The organism is Streptomyces sp. NPDC034084, assembly GCF_055575535.1.
The window spans coordinates 15,887-33,634 of the sequence record NZ_JBVISK010000015.1 but is presented as its reverse complement, the minus strand read 5'-3'; the positions used below and the strand labels follow the sequence as shown (position 1 = coordinate 33,634).

Sequence of the window (17,748 nt, the reverse complement as noted above, 5' to 3'; positions counted from 1 at the left end):
TGAGGCGGTGTTCGCCCAGCGCACGCAGGAAGGCGGGGGTGGTGCCGAGCATCTCGGCGGCGCGGCCCATCGTGTAGGCGGGGTAGTCGTCGTCGAGACGGCCGTACGAGTCGTCTGCTGTCATCTGCACCTCGACCGCTGGGGGGTCGGGCCGCGTACCCGGCCCGACCACGTGAGCGCGGCAAGGCATACAGCTCCCGCCGTAATCGCAGCTACCTGCGAAGACGCCGCATCAAGCACACCGTCCCGGAGCCGAAGGACCAGCGAGCCAACCGCCAGCGATCGCGACCTGTCGGGGTGTGAGTCCGTCGGGGTCGACGCGAATGCCAGGCGGTCGCCCGGGCCGACTGCGGTTTCGGCGGGGTTCATGTGGTGCTCCCCCCTTGCGGGATCTTGCTTGAAGGGGACACTAACCCGCCATTCCACACAAAGGGAACAGCGTTTCGATATGCGGTTGTATGAGGCCCCTCAACCCTGATGCAGCCCCCCCAGCACGCTCGTGCAGTCCAGCCGGACGCCCGGCCGTGAATGGTGGGCGATGTGGAGGACGGCGGCCCGTTCCGGATCGTTCTCCTCCCTGCATGCACCGTCGGGAACGGGACGTGGGAGGACGGCAAGGCTGTGATCTGCGGCCTGTACGGCTGTCACGGCGGCGACCACGACTGAAGCTGACCAGACCTCGGACAGGGCACCTTCTGCCTGACGGAAAGCTGTTTGGTTGACCTTCGTCCAACGTGGTCAGGCGACGCTCCGGCCCGGGGCTTTCGGGTTCGTCTCCCGGGTGCGGGGCCGGTTGCGGGCCCACTGGTGGAGGTCTGCGAGTCGATAGAGGTGTTCCGCGCCGGATCTGCCGGCGGGGGCAGGGAACTCGGGGTCGTTGCGGCGGGCCCAGCGCAGGCCGGCGAGGGTCATGCCGTCCAGCTCCTGCTGCGCGGCCGGAGACCGACCAGCCCCGCTTCGCTCCCGGCCGCCCTGGCCGTTTCCGGGATGGTCCCGCTCTCCGCGGCTGACGGGTTGCCCCCGGTGGTGCCCGGCTTGTGGAGGGTGAGTGGCTGTTGGCGGCCGGGGACGCCGGCCATGGCCCAGGCGCGGGCTTCGGCTTCGGCTTCGGCTTCAGCTTCGGCTTCGGCTTCGGCTTCGGAGAGGTTGAGGACCTGGGTCTCGCGGGCGGTGCCGCCGAGGACGACCTGGACGCGGTCGGGGTGCCGGGTCGGCTTGGGCGCGGGGTGGACTTCGGGGACGAGCATCTTCCAGGCGTTCAGGGTGTAGCGCACGAGGATCCGGTGGAGAAGTTCTCCCGCATCTCCGGTCCGCCCAGTGCGCGGGCGGTGGCGGACTGGGCGACGAGCAGGACGTGGAGGCGTACCTGGCGGCCCATGAAGAGGATTTCGGCAAGCGCGTCGATCGCGGGGCTCGTCTTGGGGTCGTCGCTGCTGCGGATCTTCTCCCAGTAGCGGCGAAGCTGGGCCATGGTCGCGTCGATCTCCTCGAGGAGGATCACCTGCCGCGGGCCGACACGGTCGGGTTCGGAGGCCAGGACGTCGTCGCCGAGCTGTTCGGCGAGCCGGATGCGGCGGTGCCCCTCGGCGCCGAGCTCGATCAGGGCGTCGTGGATGTCGGCGATGTCCCGGCAGTAGTTCACCCCGGGGATGCCGCGGGCCCAGGTGTGGCTGATCCGCTTGAAGTCGAGGATGTGGGCCTGGGCCCCGTTATGGAGGAACTGGCAGGCGATCGTGCGCAGGATGGTCGACTTGCCGCCGCCGGTACCTGCGGAGATCAGGACGTGCGGGGAGTCGTGGTCGAGGTCGACCGACACCTTCTGCTTGCCCGCGCCGAGGCCGATGAGCGGCGCGGATTCCGGCACCGAGGCGAGCAGCTCGCGCACGCCCGGGTCGTTCAGGCCGAGCGAGGCCGGCGGCCGGTCCTTCTTCTTGACGATGAGGTGCGGGTCGCGGCCGGCCAGGCGCCAGGAGAAGGACGCGTTCTGCAGGGCAAGTTTCTGCATGACCAGCTCGGCGACGGCCTCGCGGCTGAACCGGAGGTGGAGCGGGAGGTCGATACGGATCCCGGCCTCATCGTCGGTGAAGTCGGCCGGCACGTGAAGGTAGGTGCGGGGGTCGGTGTGCTCGGAGATCCCCAGGGGGCCGGCGAGCGCCTGGTGCAGGGGCACGACCCATTCCTGCAGCAGCTCGCGCCGTTCGCGGCCCTTGATCCGGTAGGTGGCGCCGCAGGCCGCCGTGGCGAGTGCGGCCATCGGAGCGCCGTAGGTGAGGGCCTGGGTGACGGCGTCGGGGTGGTGCAGGTAGCCGTACGCCCCGCCGGCGGCCGCGGCAAGGGCGGTCATGCGGACGGTGAGCCGGTGCCAGCCGGCTCGGTAGGAGGCGCGGCGGACCGGGCCGTCGGCGTCTTTCACCACGACGCGGCGCCCGGGCTGCCAGAACGTCGCGTCCGTACGGCGGACTCCGTCCAGGTCCTGGCCGGCGAAGAACCGGCCGGCGGCCTCGGCCAGGTTGTCGAGGGCCTCGTCGAGACCGCGGGGCGAGGGAGAGGACATCAACGGCTTCTCGGAAGGATCGGCGGCGTAGGGATGCCTCCACCTTTCGGTGCGGGCCTTACCGCTGCACTCACCATCGCGCCAGGAGTGCTGTCTCGGTTGGGCAACAACCGCCGTCCACACCATGGTGAGTCACTGAGCCTCTGCCAACCTGAAACCGCAGGTCAAGGGGCTGGTATGACCGGTCCCTGGGGTACTCGTGCTGGTCGTGAGCGGGAGTCTTCGGAGAAGATCATCGGTCAGCGGTTGATTTCGAGGTTCGTCAGGACGAGCAGGGCGCGCAGGAGACGGGTGGCGCGGCCGGGGTCGAAGGTTTCGAGCAGCTTGTCGTCAGTGCGCCCAAGGCAGACGAACTGCCTCGATTTCACTGTCGTTCAGCAACGCGTTGATGAGGTCGGGGGGCCCGGCGACCCTTGGTGCCCCACAGGTCGTAGTCGGTGCACAGGACCCACGAGCGGTCCTCGGCCCAGAGGTTGGACGGGCTGAAGTCGGCCTCGGACTCGTCGTAAAGGATCTCGGCGTCGCCGATCCGGCCCGCGCGCACATGGAGGTTGTTGAAGTCGATGGCCCCCAGCGTCAGCGGGTTGTAGTAGGCCAGGCAGCAGGTGTCCGGGCCCGCAGCGCTGAACCGGGTGAGGATGGCGATCAGCCGGTTCCAGGTCTCACGGTCCAGGCTCCCCTCGGTCGGCGGGACCATGCCCAGCGGCCAACTGCCCTCCTTCTTGGCCGAGGGAAAGCAACGGTAGGAGGGCATCAACCCGTCAGGCACGACCGGGTCGCCGCTCCGCCGGGCCAGCTCCGCCCAGCGAAGCCGCCGCCAGCCGGGGCCTGGGTGCTGGGCGCGGCCCAGCCCTCCCCCGGTGGCGATGCCCACGGCGTCGAGGTCAATGCTTCCGACGACGTGAGGCTGGACACTCCCGTCCGCCAGCCGTACCTGGTGGTACTCGTGGTACGACACATCGGCCGGGCCCAGGTTGTGCTCGTACATGGCGTTGAGCACCCACACCGCGTCGGGCATCGCCGGAGGCATGAACCCCGTGATGCCATCACCGCACAGCTCCAGCAGCCAACCGGTGACCTCGGAGGGCACGAGCGGCCACAGGCTGGACATCGGGTTCGGTTCCTCGGACATCCGCTCATGATCCCAGGCGCGGATCCGCGCCTCTGCGAGGGGCCGACATGATGCCATCCCGAACCCCGCCACCCGAGGCCGCTGGCTAACGATCTACGCCTCAGACACCCGCCCACGACCAGCGCGAGTACCCCGAGGATCGGTCACACCAGCCATTTGACCTGCTAGTTCAAGTTGGCGGCAGCTCACTGAGTGGAGCCCACTCGATGTTCTGCATCCGGTGGCGATGCGCGGCATCAGAAATGGAAGACGCCGAGGTCGCGCACTGTGTCGGCCAGAGCGCGGATGAGGTCGTTCTCGGCTTCCGTCCGCCAGATCAGAGCGAAGTGCATGGTGGGCATGTCGGGGAGGGGAAGCCATCGGATGTGCGACATGCCCCAGTGCCTGGTGACGTGGCTGGGGAAGATGTTGATGATCTCGCCCATACCGACGTGGCTGATCAGCTCATCGGAGCTATCCGAGGTTGCGGATGTGAGGCGCTCGATCGGTCGGCCTCGTGGGGTGTGGAAGGGCAGGTAGCTGTCCTCCCAGTAGTCCGGCATGACGTGGGCAGTGCCGTGCGGGAAGTCGGCGAGCAGCTCCAGTGGCACGGTGTCCCGTTCGGCGAGCCGGTGGTCGGCGGCCACGGCAAGGATCCGGGTGTCGGTGCACAGGATCGGCCCGACGGTGAAGTCCGGCTCTTCCACCGGCAGCCAGACAACCATGACGTCCATGGCACCGCTGCGGAGCTGGCCGAACAGATCATTGAAGGGGGCTGGGCGGATCTGGAGTCCCCAATGCGGATACCGCGAGCGGAATGCCTTCCAGTAGGGGTGCAGATCGGCGACGTTGAAGGGCATCATGCTGACGCGGAGCTGTGCGGTGATGCCGCGGGCCGCCAGCCTGGCGCGCTCTAGGGAGTCGTGCAGGCCCGCGTAGACCGGCTTCAGATCGTCGCGGAACTGTCGGCCGACCTCGGTCAGGAGCACCGTGCGGCTGGTGCGGATGAACAACGCGGCGCCGATGCGCCGCTCCTGCTTCTTGATGGCCTGACTGACCCGCGCCTGGGAGACGTGCAGCCGCTGTGCCGTCCGGCCGAAGTGCAGCTCCTCCGCCAGCACCAGAAATATCTCGATGTCCCGCAGCTCCACCGGCCCCCCAGCCCCTTGCCGATAACCCAGCGGTTATCGAACCGCGCGGAAGTTTACATTGATCATGATTGCGACCCGCAGGAAGGTTGAGGGCATGCAATCACGCGTGAAGGATCCCGGGCATGTCCTCCAGGTCACACGATTGGCCGCCCTCGCGTCGGACGCCGTACCGGAGGAGCTGTGGCAGGAGCTGTCCGCGCACTTCGACGAGCAGCGACTGTCCGCCCTGACCCTGCCGATTGGCGTGACCCGTGGGTTCGACTGCCACACCAGCGCGGTCCGGGAACCGGCCGGCGGGTCCCGGGGCCGAGGCCGGCCATGAGCGATGCCTTCGACCTGACGTTGGTGTACGCGATGCATGATGCACTGCGCCGGGAGCTGGCCCATCTGGACCGGATGACCACCGGCGCGGACCGTGACCCCGCGCAGTTACCGGCCACGGCCGGATGGGCGCTGTTCAAGAAGGCTCTCTGCGCCCACCACACGGCCGAGGACGAGGCTCTGTGGCCGGTGCTGCGCGGACGTCTGGCCGGTCGCCCGAAGGACCTGGCTCTTGTGGAGGCGATGGAGGTGGAACACGCCGCCATCGTCCCGCTGGTCAAGGCTATCGACGCGGCTCTCGCCCCCGAGGTCGACCGTCTGGGGTTGGGCATCCTGACCGACGCACTGGTCACCGGCTTGGCAGGACACCTCAAGCACGAGGAGGACTCGGCCCTGCCGCTGGTCCGGCGGGCGTTGACGGCCGAGCAGTGGGGCCGCTTCCGTCAGGTGCAGGCCCAGTTGATCTGCCCGGACGCACCGCTGATGCTGCCGTGGCTGCTGGACGGCGCCGACGAGCGGACGGTGGAGAAGCTGCTCGCTCCCCTGCCGGCGACCATTCGCGTTGCCTATGCCGCCGAGTGGGCCCCGGCGTATACCGCTCTGGACCTGTGGAGTCCTGGCGCTGCTCCGACGCACTGACGCGCCGGCTGCCTTGCCCCTCGCAGTCGTGCATGCGGCATGAGTGCGCAACGTCCGCAGCTCGAACTTACGTTTCCCCGGAAGCATTCCTGGAGTCATCCCCTTGCCTGAGCACGTCCACCTCACCCCGCTCCACGACATCTCGGCCGCCGACGCTGCCGCCTGGCACCGGGTCGTCGCCGCCTCGATGGCCCACGACCTGCCGGACGTACCACCGCCCGGCCCCGAGCAGATCCATGCCCAGCTCACCAAGCCCACGCTGAACAGCCACCGGCTGAACTGGCTGGCCACCGGAGCGGAGGGCAGCCCGGTCGGAGTCGCGGGCCTGCGGCTGTTCACCTCCCCGGGACGGGATCACCTGGCCGAACTGGAGCTGCACGTCGACCCCGCGCACCGGCGTCTGGGCACCGGCTCCCTCCTGCTGTCGGCGGTCGTGGCGGCCTGCCATGCCGAGGACCGGCGCAGTCTGATCGTCGGGGTGGCGGCCGACGGACCGGGCGAAGCCTTCTGCGAAAGACGGAGCTTCCGCCAAGCACTGGCCCTCGACCACCTGATCCTGGAACTGGACCAGTTGGACGAAGCCGCTGTCCTCCAGGTGGCCGAGGCCGAGCACCCTGGCTACCGGCTGACGGGCTGGACGGGCACGGTGCCCGACGACCTCGCCGCCGCCTTCGCCGCCGCCAAGAACGCGATGAACGACATGCCCGTCGGAGACCTGGACTACGGCAGCGAGAGCTGGGACGCCGACCGTGTACGGGCCATGGCTCAGGTGGTCGCCGACCGCAGCGACATCTTGCTGACCCTCGCTGCCGTCCACGACGACGGCGCCATGGCCGGATACACCGAGATCCTGCTCCCGCGGGGCGCGGCGCCCCGGGCCCAGCAGTACGACACCGCGGTCGTGCCCGCGCACCGCGGCCACGGCCTCGGGCTGTGGCTCAAAACCGCCATGGTGCGCCGATTGCGCGCCGAGCACCCCGGCGTCGTCGAGATCGAGACCGACAACGCCGAAGACAACGTCCACATGCTCGCGGTCAACCGGGAGCTGGGCTTCCGCTCATACCGGCGCACCCGCGAGTTCCAGCTGGACGTGCCCGCGGCCTGATCCCCGTACCCACCCCCACTCCCCACTCAATACAGCGCACGCCTCCCGAGGAGCTGTCATGCACGTGTCCACATCAACCCTTTCACTGACCGTCGCCGACGTCGACGCCTCCCGCGACTTCTTCTGCACCCACCTCGGCTACGAAGTGGCCATGGCCCAGGACGGCTTCGCCTCACTGACCCGCGAGGACGCTGCCGTTGACCTCGTCCTGCTCCGCAAGGGCACCGAGGTCCTGCCCGCCGAGCAGCGGGACCGGGAAGCGGGCGGGCTGATTCTGGCGCTCACGGTCACCGGTCTCGCCGCGGAGGAAGCCCGGCTGCGTGCGGCGGGCGCCCCCATCACCATGCCCCTGCGGGAGGAGCCCTGGGGTGAGCGGCTGTTCCAGATGACCGACCCCAACGGGATCGTCGTCCAGCTCGTCGAATGGGCCGTCCCCCACCCCGGCACGTACGGGAGCGGGAGCACAGGCGCCACCGTCCAGGTGATCACTCCCTCGGCCGACGACGTCACCGTCTCCCCGAACGCCACCATGACGGGCCTCGCCGCCCCCAGCCGCGGCAGCACGGAAGTCAGCACCTGGACGGTCTTGATGGAGGCCGGCGCGAGCGGCCCCGAGCATTCCGTCAGCCGTGAGCAGGTTTGGACGGTCACCGCGGGGGCCTTGGAAGTGACCTGCGACGGCCGTACCGAGAAGGTGCGGGCAGGCCAGAGCCTGATCCTGCCGCCGGCCCTCGTCCGCCGGATCCACGCCTCGGAACGGGCCGAGGCCCACGTCTCGATGCGCACCGACGGAGTTGCCTCGGTTCCCGGCACGCAGGGCACCCGCGAGCTTCCCTGGGCCCGGTGACCGGGGCCACCGCACGCCACCCCGTCTCCCGGCGGCTTCCGGCGCGAACCGGAGCCGTCCCGCACCATCACCGGCCGAGGCCGGAATACACAGAAACGAGAATGACGACATGCGTGTGCTGATCATGGCCTATGGGTCACGCGGCGACATCATGCCGCCGGCCGCCCTTGCGGCGCAGCTGCGGGAACTCGGTGCGGAGGTGCGGGTGTGCGCGCCTCCGGATGAGGAGTTCGCCCAGCTGCTGGCCGGTGTCGGTGTGGAGCACGTGCCGTTCGGCCGGGCGGTGCGCCCGCTTGTGACGGGGGCGCCGCCGTCTCCCGGCTTCGCGACCGAGTTCGCTGCCGAGCTGGTCGCCCAGCACTTCGACACGATTGCGAAGACGGCCGAGGGATGCGACGTGCTGGTGGCGACCGGCCTGATGCCGGCCGGCGCGCGGTCGGTGGCCGAGAAGCTGGGCATCCGCTACGTGTACGCCTGCTTCCACCCGTTCGAGATGCCGTCGACGCACTACCTTCCGTCGTCGCGGCCGGGCCCGCCGATAGCCACCGACGGCATAGACATGACCGACAACCGAGCGCTGTGGGACTTGGACGTCCAGAAGGTGAACGGGCTGTACCTCACGCCGCTGAACGCCCACCGGGCGGAGATCGGGCTGCCGCCGGTGGACAACGTCCGCGACCATGTCTTCGGCGACCGGCCGTGGCTGGCGGCGGACCCCGTCCTGGGGCCGTGGCATAAGCTGGCGGACCTCGAACTCGTACAGACCGGCGCATGGATCCTGCCGGACGCACGCCCGCTGCCGACCGACCTGGAGGAGTTTCTGGACGCCGGCACACCGCCGGTGTTCGTGGGCTTCGGGAGCATGCCCATGCGCGCGGCGACGGACGTCGCCCGGGTGACCGTCGAGGCGGTCCGCGCGCAGGACCGACGCATACTCGTCTCGCGCGGCTGGGCCGACCTGGGCCTGGTCGACGACGCGGACGACTGCTTCGCCGTCGGTGACGTCAACCACCAGGCACTGTTCCCCCGGGTGGCCGCCGTCGTCCACCACGGCGGTGCGGGCACAACGACGACGGCCGCCCGGGCCGGCGCACCCCAGGTGGTGGTACCGCAGTTCGTGGACCAGCCGCACTGGGCGGCCCAGGTCGCCGCACTGGGCATCGGCGCGGCCCACGACGGCCCGGTCCCGACCTTCGAGTCCCTCTCGGTTGCGCTCAGCAGGGCGCTGGCTCCCGAGACCGCGGCCCGGGCGAAGGCCGTCGCGGGCACGGTCCGGGGCGACGGAACGGCGGTGGCCGCGAAGCTGCTCCTCGATTCGAGCGAGCCGCGCCGGTGAACCGCGAACAGATCTCCGACATCGCGCACGCCGACCACCCGATCAAGTCCCCGCTCGACGACGAATCGGTCGGCGCGCTACTCGAACGCGCCCTCCCGCGGGGCGACGAGCGCGTACTCGACCTCGGATGCGGCACCGCGGAATGGCTTCTGCGCGCCCTGGCGACCCGCCCGCTCCTGCACGCCGAGGGCGTCGACGTCTCCGAGGTCGCGCTGACCCGGGCCCGCCGGGCAGCGAGCGACCTCGGGGTCGAGGAGCGCCTGATCCTCCACCACCACCAAGCCGCGGACTTCGCCTCCGCACGACCGTTCGACCTGGTGATAAGCGTCGGCGCCACCCACGCCTTCGGCGGTCTCCTCCCCACCCTCGCGGCGGCCCGCAAGCACCTGGCCCCCGGCGGCCGCGTCCTGATCGGCGAGTCGTTCTGGGACCGCGCCCCTTCGCCGGCGGCGGTCGAGGCGTTCGGTGACCTCGACGACCTGGCGACCACGGTGGACCGCGTCGTCGCCGACGGCTGGACCCCCGTCCACGGCCATGTCAGTACCCGCAACGAGCTGGACGCCTATGAGTGGGCCTGCTGGGGCTCGCTGGCCGACTGGGCTCTGGACCATGCCGCCGATCCGGCTGGCGCCCAGGTGCTGGAGAGGGCCACCGCTCAGCGTTCGCAGTGGCTGCACGGATACCGGGACAGCTTCGGCTTCCTCTCCCTGGTCCTGCGTGAGACCCCCCTCATCACGACCGGAAAGTGAGTACCCAGAAGTGAGTACACAGATGCAACCGACGTTCGTACTGGTCCACGGAGCCTTCGCGAACTCCTTCTCCTTCGCGCCCCTGCAGGCGGAGCTCGGCCTCCTCGGGCACCGCTCGGTCGCCGTCGACCTGCCCGGCCACGGCTTCCAGGCGACCTTCACCCGCGCCTACCAGTCCCCTCAGGACCCCGAGGGACTCGCCACCACGCCCGGCTCGATCAAGGGCGTCACGCTCGCCGACAACGCCGCGCACCTCATTGGGATCCTCGAACGAGCCAAGCAGAACGGCCCCGTGATCCTCGTCGCCCACAGCCGCGGCGGTGTCACGGCCACGGCCGCGGCCAATGCCCGCCCGGATCTGATCGACCGCATCGTCTACGTCTCGGCCTGGTGCCCGGTCGACCTCGACGTCAACGACTATTACGCCGAGCCGGAGATGGCCACGGTCGACCCCGCCGCCTTTGCCCCGGCGCTGGCCGGAAACCCTGCCGAGCTCGGCCTGCTCCGCGTCAACTTCCGCACCGCGAACCCGGACGCGCTCGCAGCGCTCAAGGCAGCCTTCTTCGCCGACGGCACCGACGAGCAGTTCCTCACCTTCCTGAACACCTTCCAGCCTGACGAGAACCTGGACGCCGGCGGTTCCGCCGACCGGGCGCAGGCCGCGACCTGGGGCCGGGTCCCCAAGACCTACATACGCCTGGCCAACGACACCAGCCTGCCTCTCGCCCTGCAGAACCGGTTGATCCGCGAGGGCAACGCGCTGACGCCGGCCAACCCCTACGACGTGCGCACTCTGGAGGGAAGCCACCTGAAGTGGCTGGTCGACCCGGCACCGGCTGCCCGCATCCTGGCCGACCTTGCAACGCTCCCGGGCCCGCCCGCTCCGGCGTGATCGGACCGGCGTGAGCGAACGAGTGCCCGTGCGGGCGCACCCACGAACCACCCATCTGCCGATCGGCAAACACGAGCAGCTGAAGAACGACCTGGCGGCCGAGCCCCACTACCGGCGAGGGGTCTTCTCTGCGCTCTCGAAGCGTTCCACGGCTGCAGCCGGTTCCCGGCGGCAGGTGGGTGGCGCGGAGTGGCGACGAGGGGGCCGCATTCGGGCCAGCACATGGCCAACTTCTGGCGGGAGGGCGGCCTGGGAAAGGACGCGGAGCGGGTGGTGGAGTGGGCGCAGCAGCTGGCCGCGGTGGACGAGGACCGGAACGGCCCGTGGCCGTTGGACTGGCAGCGCCATTACCGGGTGTGAAGGACGTGGGCTCATCGTCGTGCCTCTCAAAAACTCTTTACTCCCGGACGCCCACTCAATGGAAAGCGAACGGTAATCCTGCGGCCTACGCCGAACGGCGGGCACCATCATCCAGTGCTGGTGCCCGCCGTTCATTCACCCAAGGGACTGCGGAGGGGGGAGGTCGGCAGCCCTGCCTCTTCAGAGCGGTCCCGTGCGCTCGACGCCCGCACGCCCCGAATCCGGCGCCCACACCCCCACGTCTTTCCGGACGCCGGCAGGGCATGTCGCCGTTTGGCTCTGTCCCCGAGAGGGGGCAGCCACATTCTCTCGGCGGTCACCGAAGGACCCGCGCACGCCGCGCACCGGGGCCAGAACGGCGGGCGGGGCGGAACATGGCACGCGTGTGGACTTCTCCGGGCACGCCACCGCCTGGCGATCCGGCCAGCCGCGCGTTTCACTGGACGGGAGCGGCACCATGCGCCGGCGCGAGAACACGTCGGCGACCGTGTCTGGAGGTCCCCGTGAACACCCACGTACCGACCCGCTTCGACCCCACTCGCGTCCCGCATCTGCTCGGTCCTTTCGCCCCCGTCACCGAGGAAGTGGACGTGGCCGAGTTGCGGGTGATCGGCGAACTGCCGGCGGCCCTGGACGGGACGTACGTGCGCAACGGTCCGAATCCCCGGTTCACTCCGATCGGCTCCTACTTGTACCCCCTCGACGGGGACGGGATGCTGCACGCCGTGCGGGTGTGCGACGGTCGTGCGCGGTACCACAATCGCTTCGTCCGCACACCGGCGCTCGTCGCAGAGGAGAAGGCCGGGCGTGCGCTGTGGGGCGGCCTGGAATCGCTGGTCATGCCGGGGGCCGACGAAGTGGGGCCGGAGCTTGCCGGGACCTTCAAGGACCTTCCCGACATCAACGTCGTCCGCCACGCGGGCCGCATGCTGGCCCTGGCCGAGTCCGCCTGTCCGTACCGCTTCGACACGGATCTGGCGACCCTCGGGCGGGAGGACTTCGACGGCAGACTGTCCGCGGGCATCACCGCCCACCCCAAGATCGACCCGGTCACCGGCGAGATGGTCGTCTTCTGCTACGCCCTGGAGCCGCCGTACCTGACGTGGTCCGTCATCGGTCCGGATGGCGTGGTGACGCGGGGGCCGACGCCCGTGGCCGGCGTGGACGAACCGTTGATGATCCACGACATGGCCCTGACCGCCCGCTACGTGGTCCTCGTCCTCGCCCCGGCGTTCATCGATCTCGACGCGGCCCTGTCCGGCGGCTCGTTCCTCGCCTGGCTGCCCGAGCGCGGCACCCGCGTGGCACTCGTTCCGCGCGACGGCGGAGCCCCGGTCTGGTCCTCCGACGACGCCTTCTGGATGTGGCACTCGGTCAACGCCTACGACGACGGCCCCGAGCCCCAGGCATCCGTCGTCCTCGACTACGTCGAGTGGAACCGGCTCACCATCGGCCCGGCCTCCGCCGATGGAGCCAGCCGGGCGACCGCTCGTCTGGTGCGCGCCAGGATCGATCCCGCGGCCGGTCGGATGGCACGCACCGTCCTGGACGACGCCAGGGTGGAGTTTCCCCGGATCGACGACCGTCGCGTCGGCCGGCGCCACCGCCATACCGCCCTTGCCACCGGCACCGGCCGCACCGACCTTCTGTCCGGAGAGTACGACGCCATCCGCTGGTTCGACGTCGAAACCGGCACCGGCCAGGTCTGGGACGCCGGTGATCTCGCCGTCGGTGAGCCCGTCTTCGCCCCCGAACCGGGCCCCGACGCGTCCGCCGAGGACCACGGATACTGGATGACCTTCGCCACTGATCGCACCGACGGCACGAGCTGGTTCCTCGTCTTCCCCGCCGAAGACCCCGCCTCGGGCCCTGTCGCCCGCGTCTCCATACCTGTCCGCGTTCCCCTCGGCCTCCACGGTGCTTGGCTTCCCACCGAGGAACCGTGACGCCGGTGCATCGGGGCGCCCCGGCGGGTTTCGAGGCGTGGGTGCCTTGGGCGACGCCAGCGGCCGCGGCGCACGATCCTGTGGCGCGGGACCAGTCGGCGTGGGTCTTCGTCGCCATGGCCGCTCGACGTGCAGGGTGTGTGGCGGAGGGCGGCGACTTGGACGGGCGTGGGCGTGTGTCCTGTTCGTCGCAGTCGCGGTGGGCCACGAAGACCGCCGGTTGGTGAGCTCCTAGACAGCTCCCACCACACCGGAAATCTTCGCCATGTTCAAGACCAGACGAGCGTCAACAACGCTCGTGATCAATGCACCTAGACGGCTCAATGCATGCGGCGGCACGCCGGACACGCTGCTCGACTGCTGGACCCTGAAGGACGAGGACGGCCACCGCTACCGCTTCAACGACGTCCGCCTCGCCGGACGGGCCACCATCCGCATCCACACCGGCGAAGGCCGCAACACCCGCACCGACGTGTAACAGGACCGCCGCGATTACATCTGGGACTACCACTCCGGCACCTCGACCCTGCGCGACGACCGGGGCCGCACCGTCGACACCGAGTCCTGGGGCGGCCGCCACCACCATCACCACTGATCCCACCCGCCCCGGCTCGGGCCGGGGCCCTGACACACGCGTGTGCCGGACAGGCCTGTCCTGACCCGGCACACGTACGCCCGCACACTTCCGCCAGCCGTTGCCCCGGTCCCCGCTCGTCCACAACGGAGACCGGGGCACCGGTCTGATGAGGGCGTGATGCGGCAGGGTTTTCCGAGGTCAGGCAGCCGGGGTGTAGTGGACGATCGAGCCCTCGCACGGCCAGTCGGCGAACAGCGCGAGCGCGTCGGCCTCGCCCAGGTCCGCCGAAAGGCCCCAGCGCAGCTTCGTGGCGACCTATTCGGAGATGTACCGGCAGGTGACCTCCGGCGCCGGCCGCATCCATTCTCTCGGGTCCTGGTCGGCCTTCTGCCGGTTCGAGCGCGTGCGGGGAGCCGCATGAACGCAGTCTGCCCGCCAGGTCAGCCGCCCGGGTAAGGGGTACAGAGGCCTTCGGCAGACGCAGGCCGGTGGCAATCGACCCGATGCCATTGTCCTGTCGCATTGAGCTTGTGGATCTTGTGTCGAGCTGCGGGGTTGCCATGTCGAGTGAGAACGCTCGACTCGGGATTCTCAGTGCATCTGGCCTCTGCGGAATCCAGGCGGTGCGAGCCGAGCTGCCGGGGTCCCAGGTGACGGGCTGGTTCGGGTCGAGGTGGGCGAGGATCGCCCACCCGTCGGGGAGGCGGACCATGAAGGCGGATGCCAGAGGTTCGGTCCCCTCCGCCGAAGAAGCGGGCCCCGGGACCGCGCAAGCCCGTGGGCACCTGTCCCAGTGCGGTGCGCCGCCGGGAGAGCGCTGCACCGTCCAATACGCCGACGGCACGACACAGGTCGAGATCGGGCACCTGCCGCGCCCGGCCGCCCCGGGCGCGTAGGCGACATACCGACGGACAGTCGCAGACCTATGGGATCTAGCCCGCGGCAGATGGTCCGGCGACCCGCGTCGTCTGCGAGGTCCGCCGGGGTGGCTGCGGTGCGGACGGTCTCCCGGGCACAGTCAGCTCCGGTCTTGCTCCTCCTCCAGTACGGCTGGGGCCTGCCCGACCAGGGTTTCCAGTGGCCGCTGCAGCGGCCGCCCTGAGCCGGGCAGGGGACTCATAACCGCAGACATCTCGTCGCTGAACAGGACGACCGGCTTGGCCGGTACGTCAACAGTCGTGGCGACGGCCGCATGCAGGTTGTTCCTCGTCATCTGCTCCCCCGTGGTGGTGTGGGCACTGCCTCGTGCGAAGCGCCGTATCGGTTCGACCACCGCTTCACCGTACGCGGCCGCGATGCCCGCACTCCAACCAATTCGGCGTAGATATGGTCGGGCTGCATGCCTGGCCAGAGAGCCGGCCTCCCATCAGTTCCTGCGCCAGGTCCAGCCTGCACCTTCGCGGACCCTCGGCTCTGCGCTGTCACCGTCGACCGTCTCACCTTCGGCGGCAACATCATCGAGACCGTCACCGACTCCTATCGCCTCGCCACCACCCGCGCCCGCGCCGCCGAACATGAAGCCGCCGCGGGCTGACCTCCCTCAGCCCATCACACGTCGGCGATCAGGGCATACCGTTCATCGTCCACTGGACCACCCCACAAATCAGGGTCGCTGCTGAGCGGTTCAATTCGCACAGCGGCAACAAGAGGGCGCATGGCCGCAGCAAGGTCTTCGGCGCTGATTCCGCCGTTCCACGGCAGCGATTCAGCGCCAGCCACATACGGGACGTCCCTCTGGCCTGCCTCACGCCAACGCCCCTCGACCAGCACCAGCCGGCCTCCCGGCCGCAAGCGTGTCACCCACTCGCGCAAGGCGGCCTCCGGATCAGGCAGCGTCCACACCAGATGCCGCGACAACACGACATCGAACCGCTGTTCCCCGGTGGGGGGCATCATGGCGTCACCGACCAGGAAACGGCCAGCAAGGCCAGCGGTCTCGAACTTCGTGCGCGCCTGCTCAACCATGCGCGGCGCCAGGTCGATCCCGGTCGGCCGGTGCCCGGCCTCGGCCAACAGCAAGGACACTGACCCGGTGCCACAGCCGATGTCGAGAACATCGACCGGATCGGTTGGCATCAAGGAGTACAGGAGCCGGGCCCACGCAGCGCGCGTGTTGTCAGCCCTCAGCCCGTGGTCGGGCTCGTCGTCGAAGGCCGCTGCAGCGGCATCCCAGTAGGCAGCGATCGAAGCAGTGCGGTCAGTCATGACTCGATGTTCTCAGCAGCCACTGACACTCCAGTGCCCAGCGGCGGTGTCAGTTCTCACCGCCAGTTATCGGCGCAGTGATCAACAACTGCTGCTGAGACTCGTCGACAACCGGTCCCCGCTCTCACCTACGAAGCCATGCATGCCCTCGTTCAGCGCGCGAAGGGCTTCGTCGGGGGTCATCGGGTGGGTGTACTTACCGGCCATGCGGCAGTCCCCCGGTGTGGACGCTGTCTGGCATACAGCGGCCGCGCTCCCGCAGATACGACAAAACCGACTCGGAGGCTGGGTGCCGGACGCAGGGCCACATCCGAGTCTCGACCTCGGCGGTAGGTCGTGCCTGTCCGCCTTCCGGGCGGCGCCGAATCAAGTGGCGGCGTCGAGGAGGTGGGCTCCGTTGTTGCGGACGTTGTTGACGGCGGTGGAGACGGGCCGGGTGTCCAGGCGGCCGTCGGCGGGCTGGGTGAGCAGGGTGCGGAGGTCGTCGGTGTCGTGGTGGTGGGGGTCGAGCCAGGCGTCGTAGTGGTCTGGGCTGAGGGCGAGTGGCATGCGGGGGTGTACGCGGCCGGCGGCGTCGGTGGCTTCGGTGGTGATGATGGTGCAGGTTGTCAGCCAGGCGTCGGGGTCGTCGTCGCTGGTGATGTCGGGGTTGCGCCAGTATTCGTACAGGCCGGCCATGGCCATGATCTGGCCGTCGGAGGGATGGATGAAGTAGGGCTGCTTGCGGATCTTGCCCGTCTCCTCGTCCTTTACCGGCTCCCATTCGTAGAAGCCGTCGGCCGGCAGCAGGCAGCGGCGCTTGGCGAAGGCGCGCCGGTAGGCGGGCTTCTCATGGACCGTCTCGACCCGGGCATTGATCATCCGGGAGCCGACTTTCGGGTCCTTCGCCCATGACGGCACCAGGCCCCACTTGATTGTCCGGAGCTGTCGGTCCACCTCGCTGCCGTCGCCCTGGCCGGCGCGTTCGAGGACCGCGTAGACCTCGTCGGTCGGCGCGATGTTCCAGCTCGGGGCCAGGGTCTCGTCGGGGCGCCAGTCGGTGACCGCGAAGAGCCGGGTCAGGTCCTCGGGACTGCGAGTCGAGGTGTAGCGGCCGCACATGGGGCAACTGTGCCACGACGTGCCGGTCGAGGCGGTGGTATCGGCGGTCGCACGGGAGTCGCGGCGGGCTTCCCCTGTGCGCCCTGAACTGTTCGCGGCACGGCGCGTACAGCGGCTTTCCTCCGTACCCGTAGCGATGGCACGCGGCATGGCAGCGGGCGCAGCGCCCTAGGAGCTGGGGCGGGTATTGCGTGGCGGGAGGGTCTGCGGGGTGGGGGTGCTCATGGCTGTGTCTTTGGTGAGTGCGGTGGGCACCGCCCGCCCGCAAAGGGAACCCCGGTCCGCGGTGGCGCCCATGTCGTCGAGGCGCCGCTGCGCGTCACTCTGCTGGCCAAGACCGCGCTGGGGTGGGCACGCCTGCCGGATCGTGTCCGCCACCCACCTCGCCGACGGGGTGCCGACCGCGTGCTGGGACACCCTGCAGACGTTCGCGGACGAGGACCTGGTGGTGATGCTCGGGCCGGCCTCCGAGCCGGTGCGCGCCCTCGCTGCGGGCCGTGCCGATGTCGCCGAGCGGCTGCTCCTCGATCTCCCGGTGGCGGCCCAGGGACGCCTCGAAGTGGGTGAGGCTGCCGCCGACGTCCCAGGAATGCCGCCAAGCGTCGCCTACGCGGTGGTCGACGCCCGTATCCGCTCGGCGCCGCGCGGGGCGCGCCTAACGTGGTGCCACGCCCCGCGCTTCGTCGGAGCGACCACACGGGGCCGAGGGAGAGGCCGTGTCCGGTCGGTCCGCCGAGGCCCTGGTTCGGCCGGCCTGGTACGAGGCGGGCGCGAAGGGGCGAGGCGGGCGCAGCGCCGCCCGCCGCACTGCGTCATTCGGTGCCGCTGCCGAGGGCGTCCGACGGGCGCCTGGC

The 17,748-nt window shown here is 69.9% G+C and carries 17 protein-coding genes and 5 pseudogenes; 13 read left to right on the top strand and 9 right to left on the bottom strand.

What is annotated here, in order from left to right; genetic code table 11:
• A pseudogene (locus tag ACZ51I_RS31505) lies at positions 1–124 on the bottom strand (MerR family transcriptional regulator); the annotation flags it as partial.
• Between the two features lie 27 nt (positions 125–151).
• On the opposite strand from ACZ51I_RS31505, the pseudogene ACZ51I_RS31500 reads away from it, so the two are divergent.
• Positions 152–282: pseudogene (locus tag ACZ51I_RS31500) on the top strand (IS5/IS1182 family transposase); the annotation flags it as partial.
• 456 nt (positions 283–738) lie between these two features.
• Here ACZ51I_RS31500 and ACZ51I_RS31495 read toward each other — a convergent pair.
• The 6 genes from ACZ51I_RS31495 to ACZ51I_RS31470 all read right to left on the bottom strand — a co-directional run bounded on the left by ACZ51I_RS31495 (position 739) and on the right by ACZ51I_RS31470 (position 4,816).
• The gene (locus tag ACZ51I_RS31495; protein ID WP_468882764.1) at positions 739–912 is read right to left on the bottom strand and encodes a hypothetical protein; all 174 of its coding nucleotides are present in this window, start codon (positions 910–912) and stop codon (positions 739–741) included.
• Positions 909–1,274, bottom strand: a complete 366-nt coding sequence (locus ACZ51I_RS31490; protein ID WP_468882762.1) for a hypothetical protein — start codon at positions 1,272–1,274, stop codon at positions 909–911. Before ACZ51I_RS31490 ends, ACZ51I_RS31495 begins: the two co-directional genes overlap by 4 nt.
• Complete coding sequence (locus ACZ51I_RS31485; RefSeq protein ID WP_468882759.1) at positions 1,259–2,554, bottom strand: helicase HerA domain-containing protein; 1,296 nt, start codon at positions 2,552–2,554, stop codon at positions 1,259–1,261. Before ACZ51I_RS31485 ends, ACZ51I_RS31490 begins: the two co-directional genes overlap by 16 nt.
• 239 nt (positions 2,555–2,793) lie before the next feature.
• A complete protein-coding gene (locus ACZ51I_RS31480) occupies positions 2,794–2,922 on the bottom strand; it encodes a hypothetical protein (protein ID WP_468882756.1) in 129 nt (42 codons plus the stop codon).
• A complete protein-coding gene (locus tag ACZ51I_RS31475) occupies positions 2,919–3,686 on the bottom strand; it encodes a hypothetical protein (RefSeq protein ID WP_468882755.1) in 768 nt (255 codons plus the stop codon). The genes ACZ51I_RS31480 and ACZ51I_RS31475 overlap by 4 nt, the downstream gene beginning before the upstream one ends.
• 236 nt (positions 3,687–3,922) lie before the next feature.
• A complete protein-coding gene (locus ACZ51I_RS31470; RefSeq protein WP_468882752.1) occupies positions 3,923–4,816 on the bottom strand; it encodes a LysR family transcriptional regulator in 894 nt (297 codons plus the stop codon).
• Positions 4,817–4,910: 94 nt separating this feature from the next.
• On the opposite strand from ACZ51I_RS31470, the gene ACZ51I_RS31465 reads away from it, so the two are divergent.
• The 11 genes and pseudogenes from ACZ51I_RS31465 to ACZ51I_RS31415 form a co-directional block, all read left to right on the top strand.
• Positions 4,911–5,138 (top strand): hypothetical protein, encoded by a 228-nt coding sequence (locus ACZ51I_RS31465; RefSeq protein WP_468882750.1) that lies wholly within the window; start codon positions 4,911–4,913, stop codon positions 5,136–5,138.
• Positions 5,135–5,776 (top strand): hemerythrin domain-containing protein, encoded by a 642-nt coding sequence (locus ACZ51I_RS31460; protein WP_468882747.1) that lies wholly within the window; start codon positions 5,135–5,137, stop codon positions 5,774–5,776. Before ACZ51I_RS31465 ends, ACZ51I_RS31460 begins: the two co-directional genes overlap by 4 nt.
• 103 nt (positions 5,777–5,879) lie before the next feature.
• Complete coding sequence (locus ACZ51I_RS31455; protein ID WP_468882744.1) at positions 5,880–6,881, top strand: GNAT family N-acetyltransferase; 1,002 nt, start codon at positions 5,880–5,882, stop codon at positions 6,879–6,881.
• Positions 6,882–6,939: 58 nt separating this feature from the next.
• Positions 6,940–7,728 (top strand): VOC family protein, encoded by a 789-nt coding sequence (locus tag ACZ51I_RS31450; RefSeq protein WP_468882741.1) that lies wholly within the window; start codon positions 6,940–6,942, stop codon positions 7,726–7,728.
• A 109-nt stretch (positions 7,729–7,837) separates the two neighbouring features.
• On the top strand, positions 7,838–9,064 hold the full coding sequence (locus tag ACZ51I_RS31445; RefSeq protein WP_468882739.1) for a glycosyltransferase: 1,227 nt from the start codon (positions 7,838–7,840) through the stop codon (positions 9,062–9,064).
• Complete coding sequence (locus ACZ51I_RS31440) at positions 9,061–9,813, top strand: SAM-dependent methyltransferase (protein WP_468882736.1); 753 nt, start codon at positions 9,061–9,063, stop codon at positions 9,811–9,813. Before ACZ51I_RS31445 ends, ACZ51I_RS31440 begins: the two co-directional genes overlap by 4 nt.
• A gap of 22 nt (positions 9,814–9,835) precedes the next feature.
• Positions 9,836–10,705 (top strand): alpha/beta fold hydrolase, encoded by an 870-nt coding sequence (locus ACZ51I_RS31435; protein ID WP_468882734.1) that lies wholly within the window; start codon positions 9,836–9,838, stop codon positions 10,703–10,705.
• Positions 10,706–10,927: 222 nt separating this feature from the next.
• A complete protein-coding gene (locus tag ACZ51I_RS31430; RefSeq protein ID WP_468882731.1) occupies positions 10,928–11,065 on the top strand; it encodes a hypothetical protein in 138 nt (45 codons plus the stop codon).
• A 503-nt stretch (positions 11,066–11,568) separates the two neighbouring features.
• Entirely contained in the window at positions 11,569–13,011 is a 1,443-nt protein-coding gene (locus tag ACZ51I_RS31425) for a carotenoid oxygenase family protein (RefSeq protein WP_468882728.1), read from the top strand.
• A 352-nt stretch (positions 13,012–13,363) separates the two neighbouring features.
• Positions 13,364–13,606 (top strand): annotated as a pseudogene (locus ACZ51I_RS31420) (lamin tail domain-containing protein); the annotation flags it as partial.
• Between the two features lie 1,375 nt (positions 13,607–14,981).
• Positions 14,982–15,122: pseudogene (locus tag ACZ51I_RS31415) on the top strand (IS21-like element helper ATPase IstB); the annotation flags it as partial.
• A gap of 14 nt (positions 15,123–15,136) precedes the next feature.
• Here the strand turns inward: ACZ51I_RS31415 and ACZ51I_RS31410 are convergent.
• Together ACZ51I_RS31410 and ACZ51I_RS31405 are read right to left on the bottom strand one after the other, a co-directional pair.
• On the bottom strand, positions 15,137–15,793 hold the full coding sequence (locus tag ACZ51I_RS31410) for a class I SAM-dependent methyltransferase (RefSeq protein ID WP_468882726.1): 657 nt from the start codon (positions 15,791–15,793) through the stop codon (positions 15,137–15,139).
• A 366-nt stretch (positions 15,794–16,159) separates the two neighbouring features.
• Positions 16,160–16,894, bottom strand: coding sequence for an SOS response-associated peptidase (locus ACZ51I_RS31405; protein WP_468882724.1), 735 nt, complete (start codon positions 16,892–16,894; stop codon positions 16,160–16,162).
• Positions 16,895–17,167: 273 nt separating this feature from the next.
• On the opposite strand from ACZ51I_RS31405, the pseudogene ACZ51I_RS31400 reads away from it, so the two are divergent.
• Positions 17,168–17,417, top strand: a pseudogene (locus tag ACZ51I_RS31400) (hypothetical protein); the annotation flags it as partial.
• Positions 17,418–17,748: the final 331 nt, after the last annotated feature.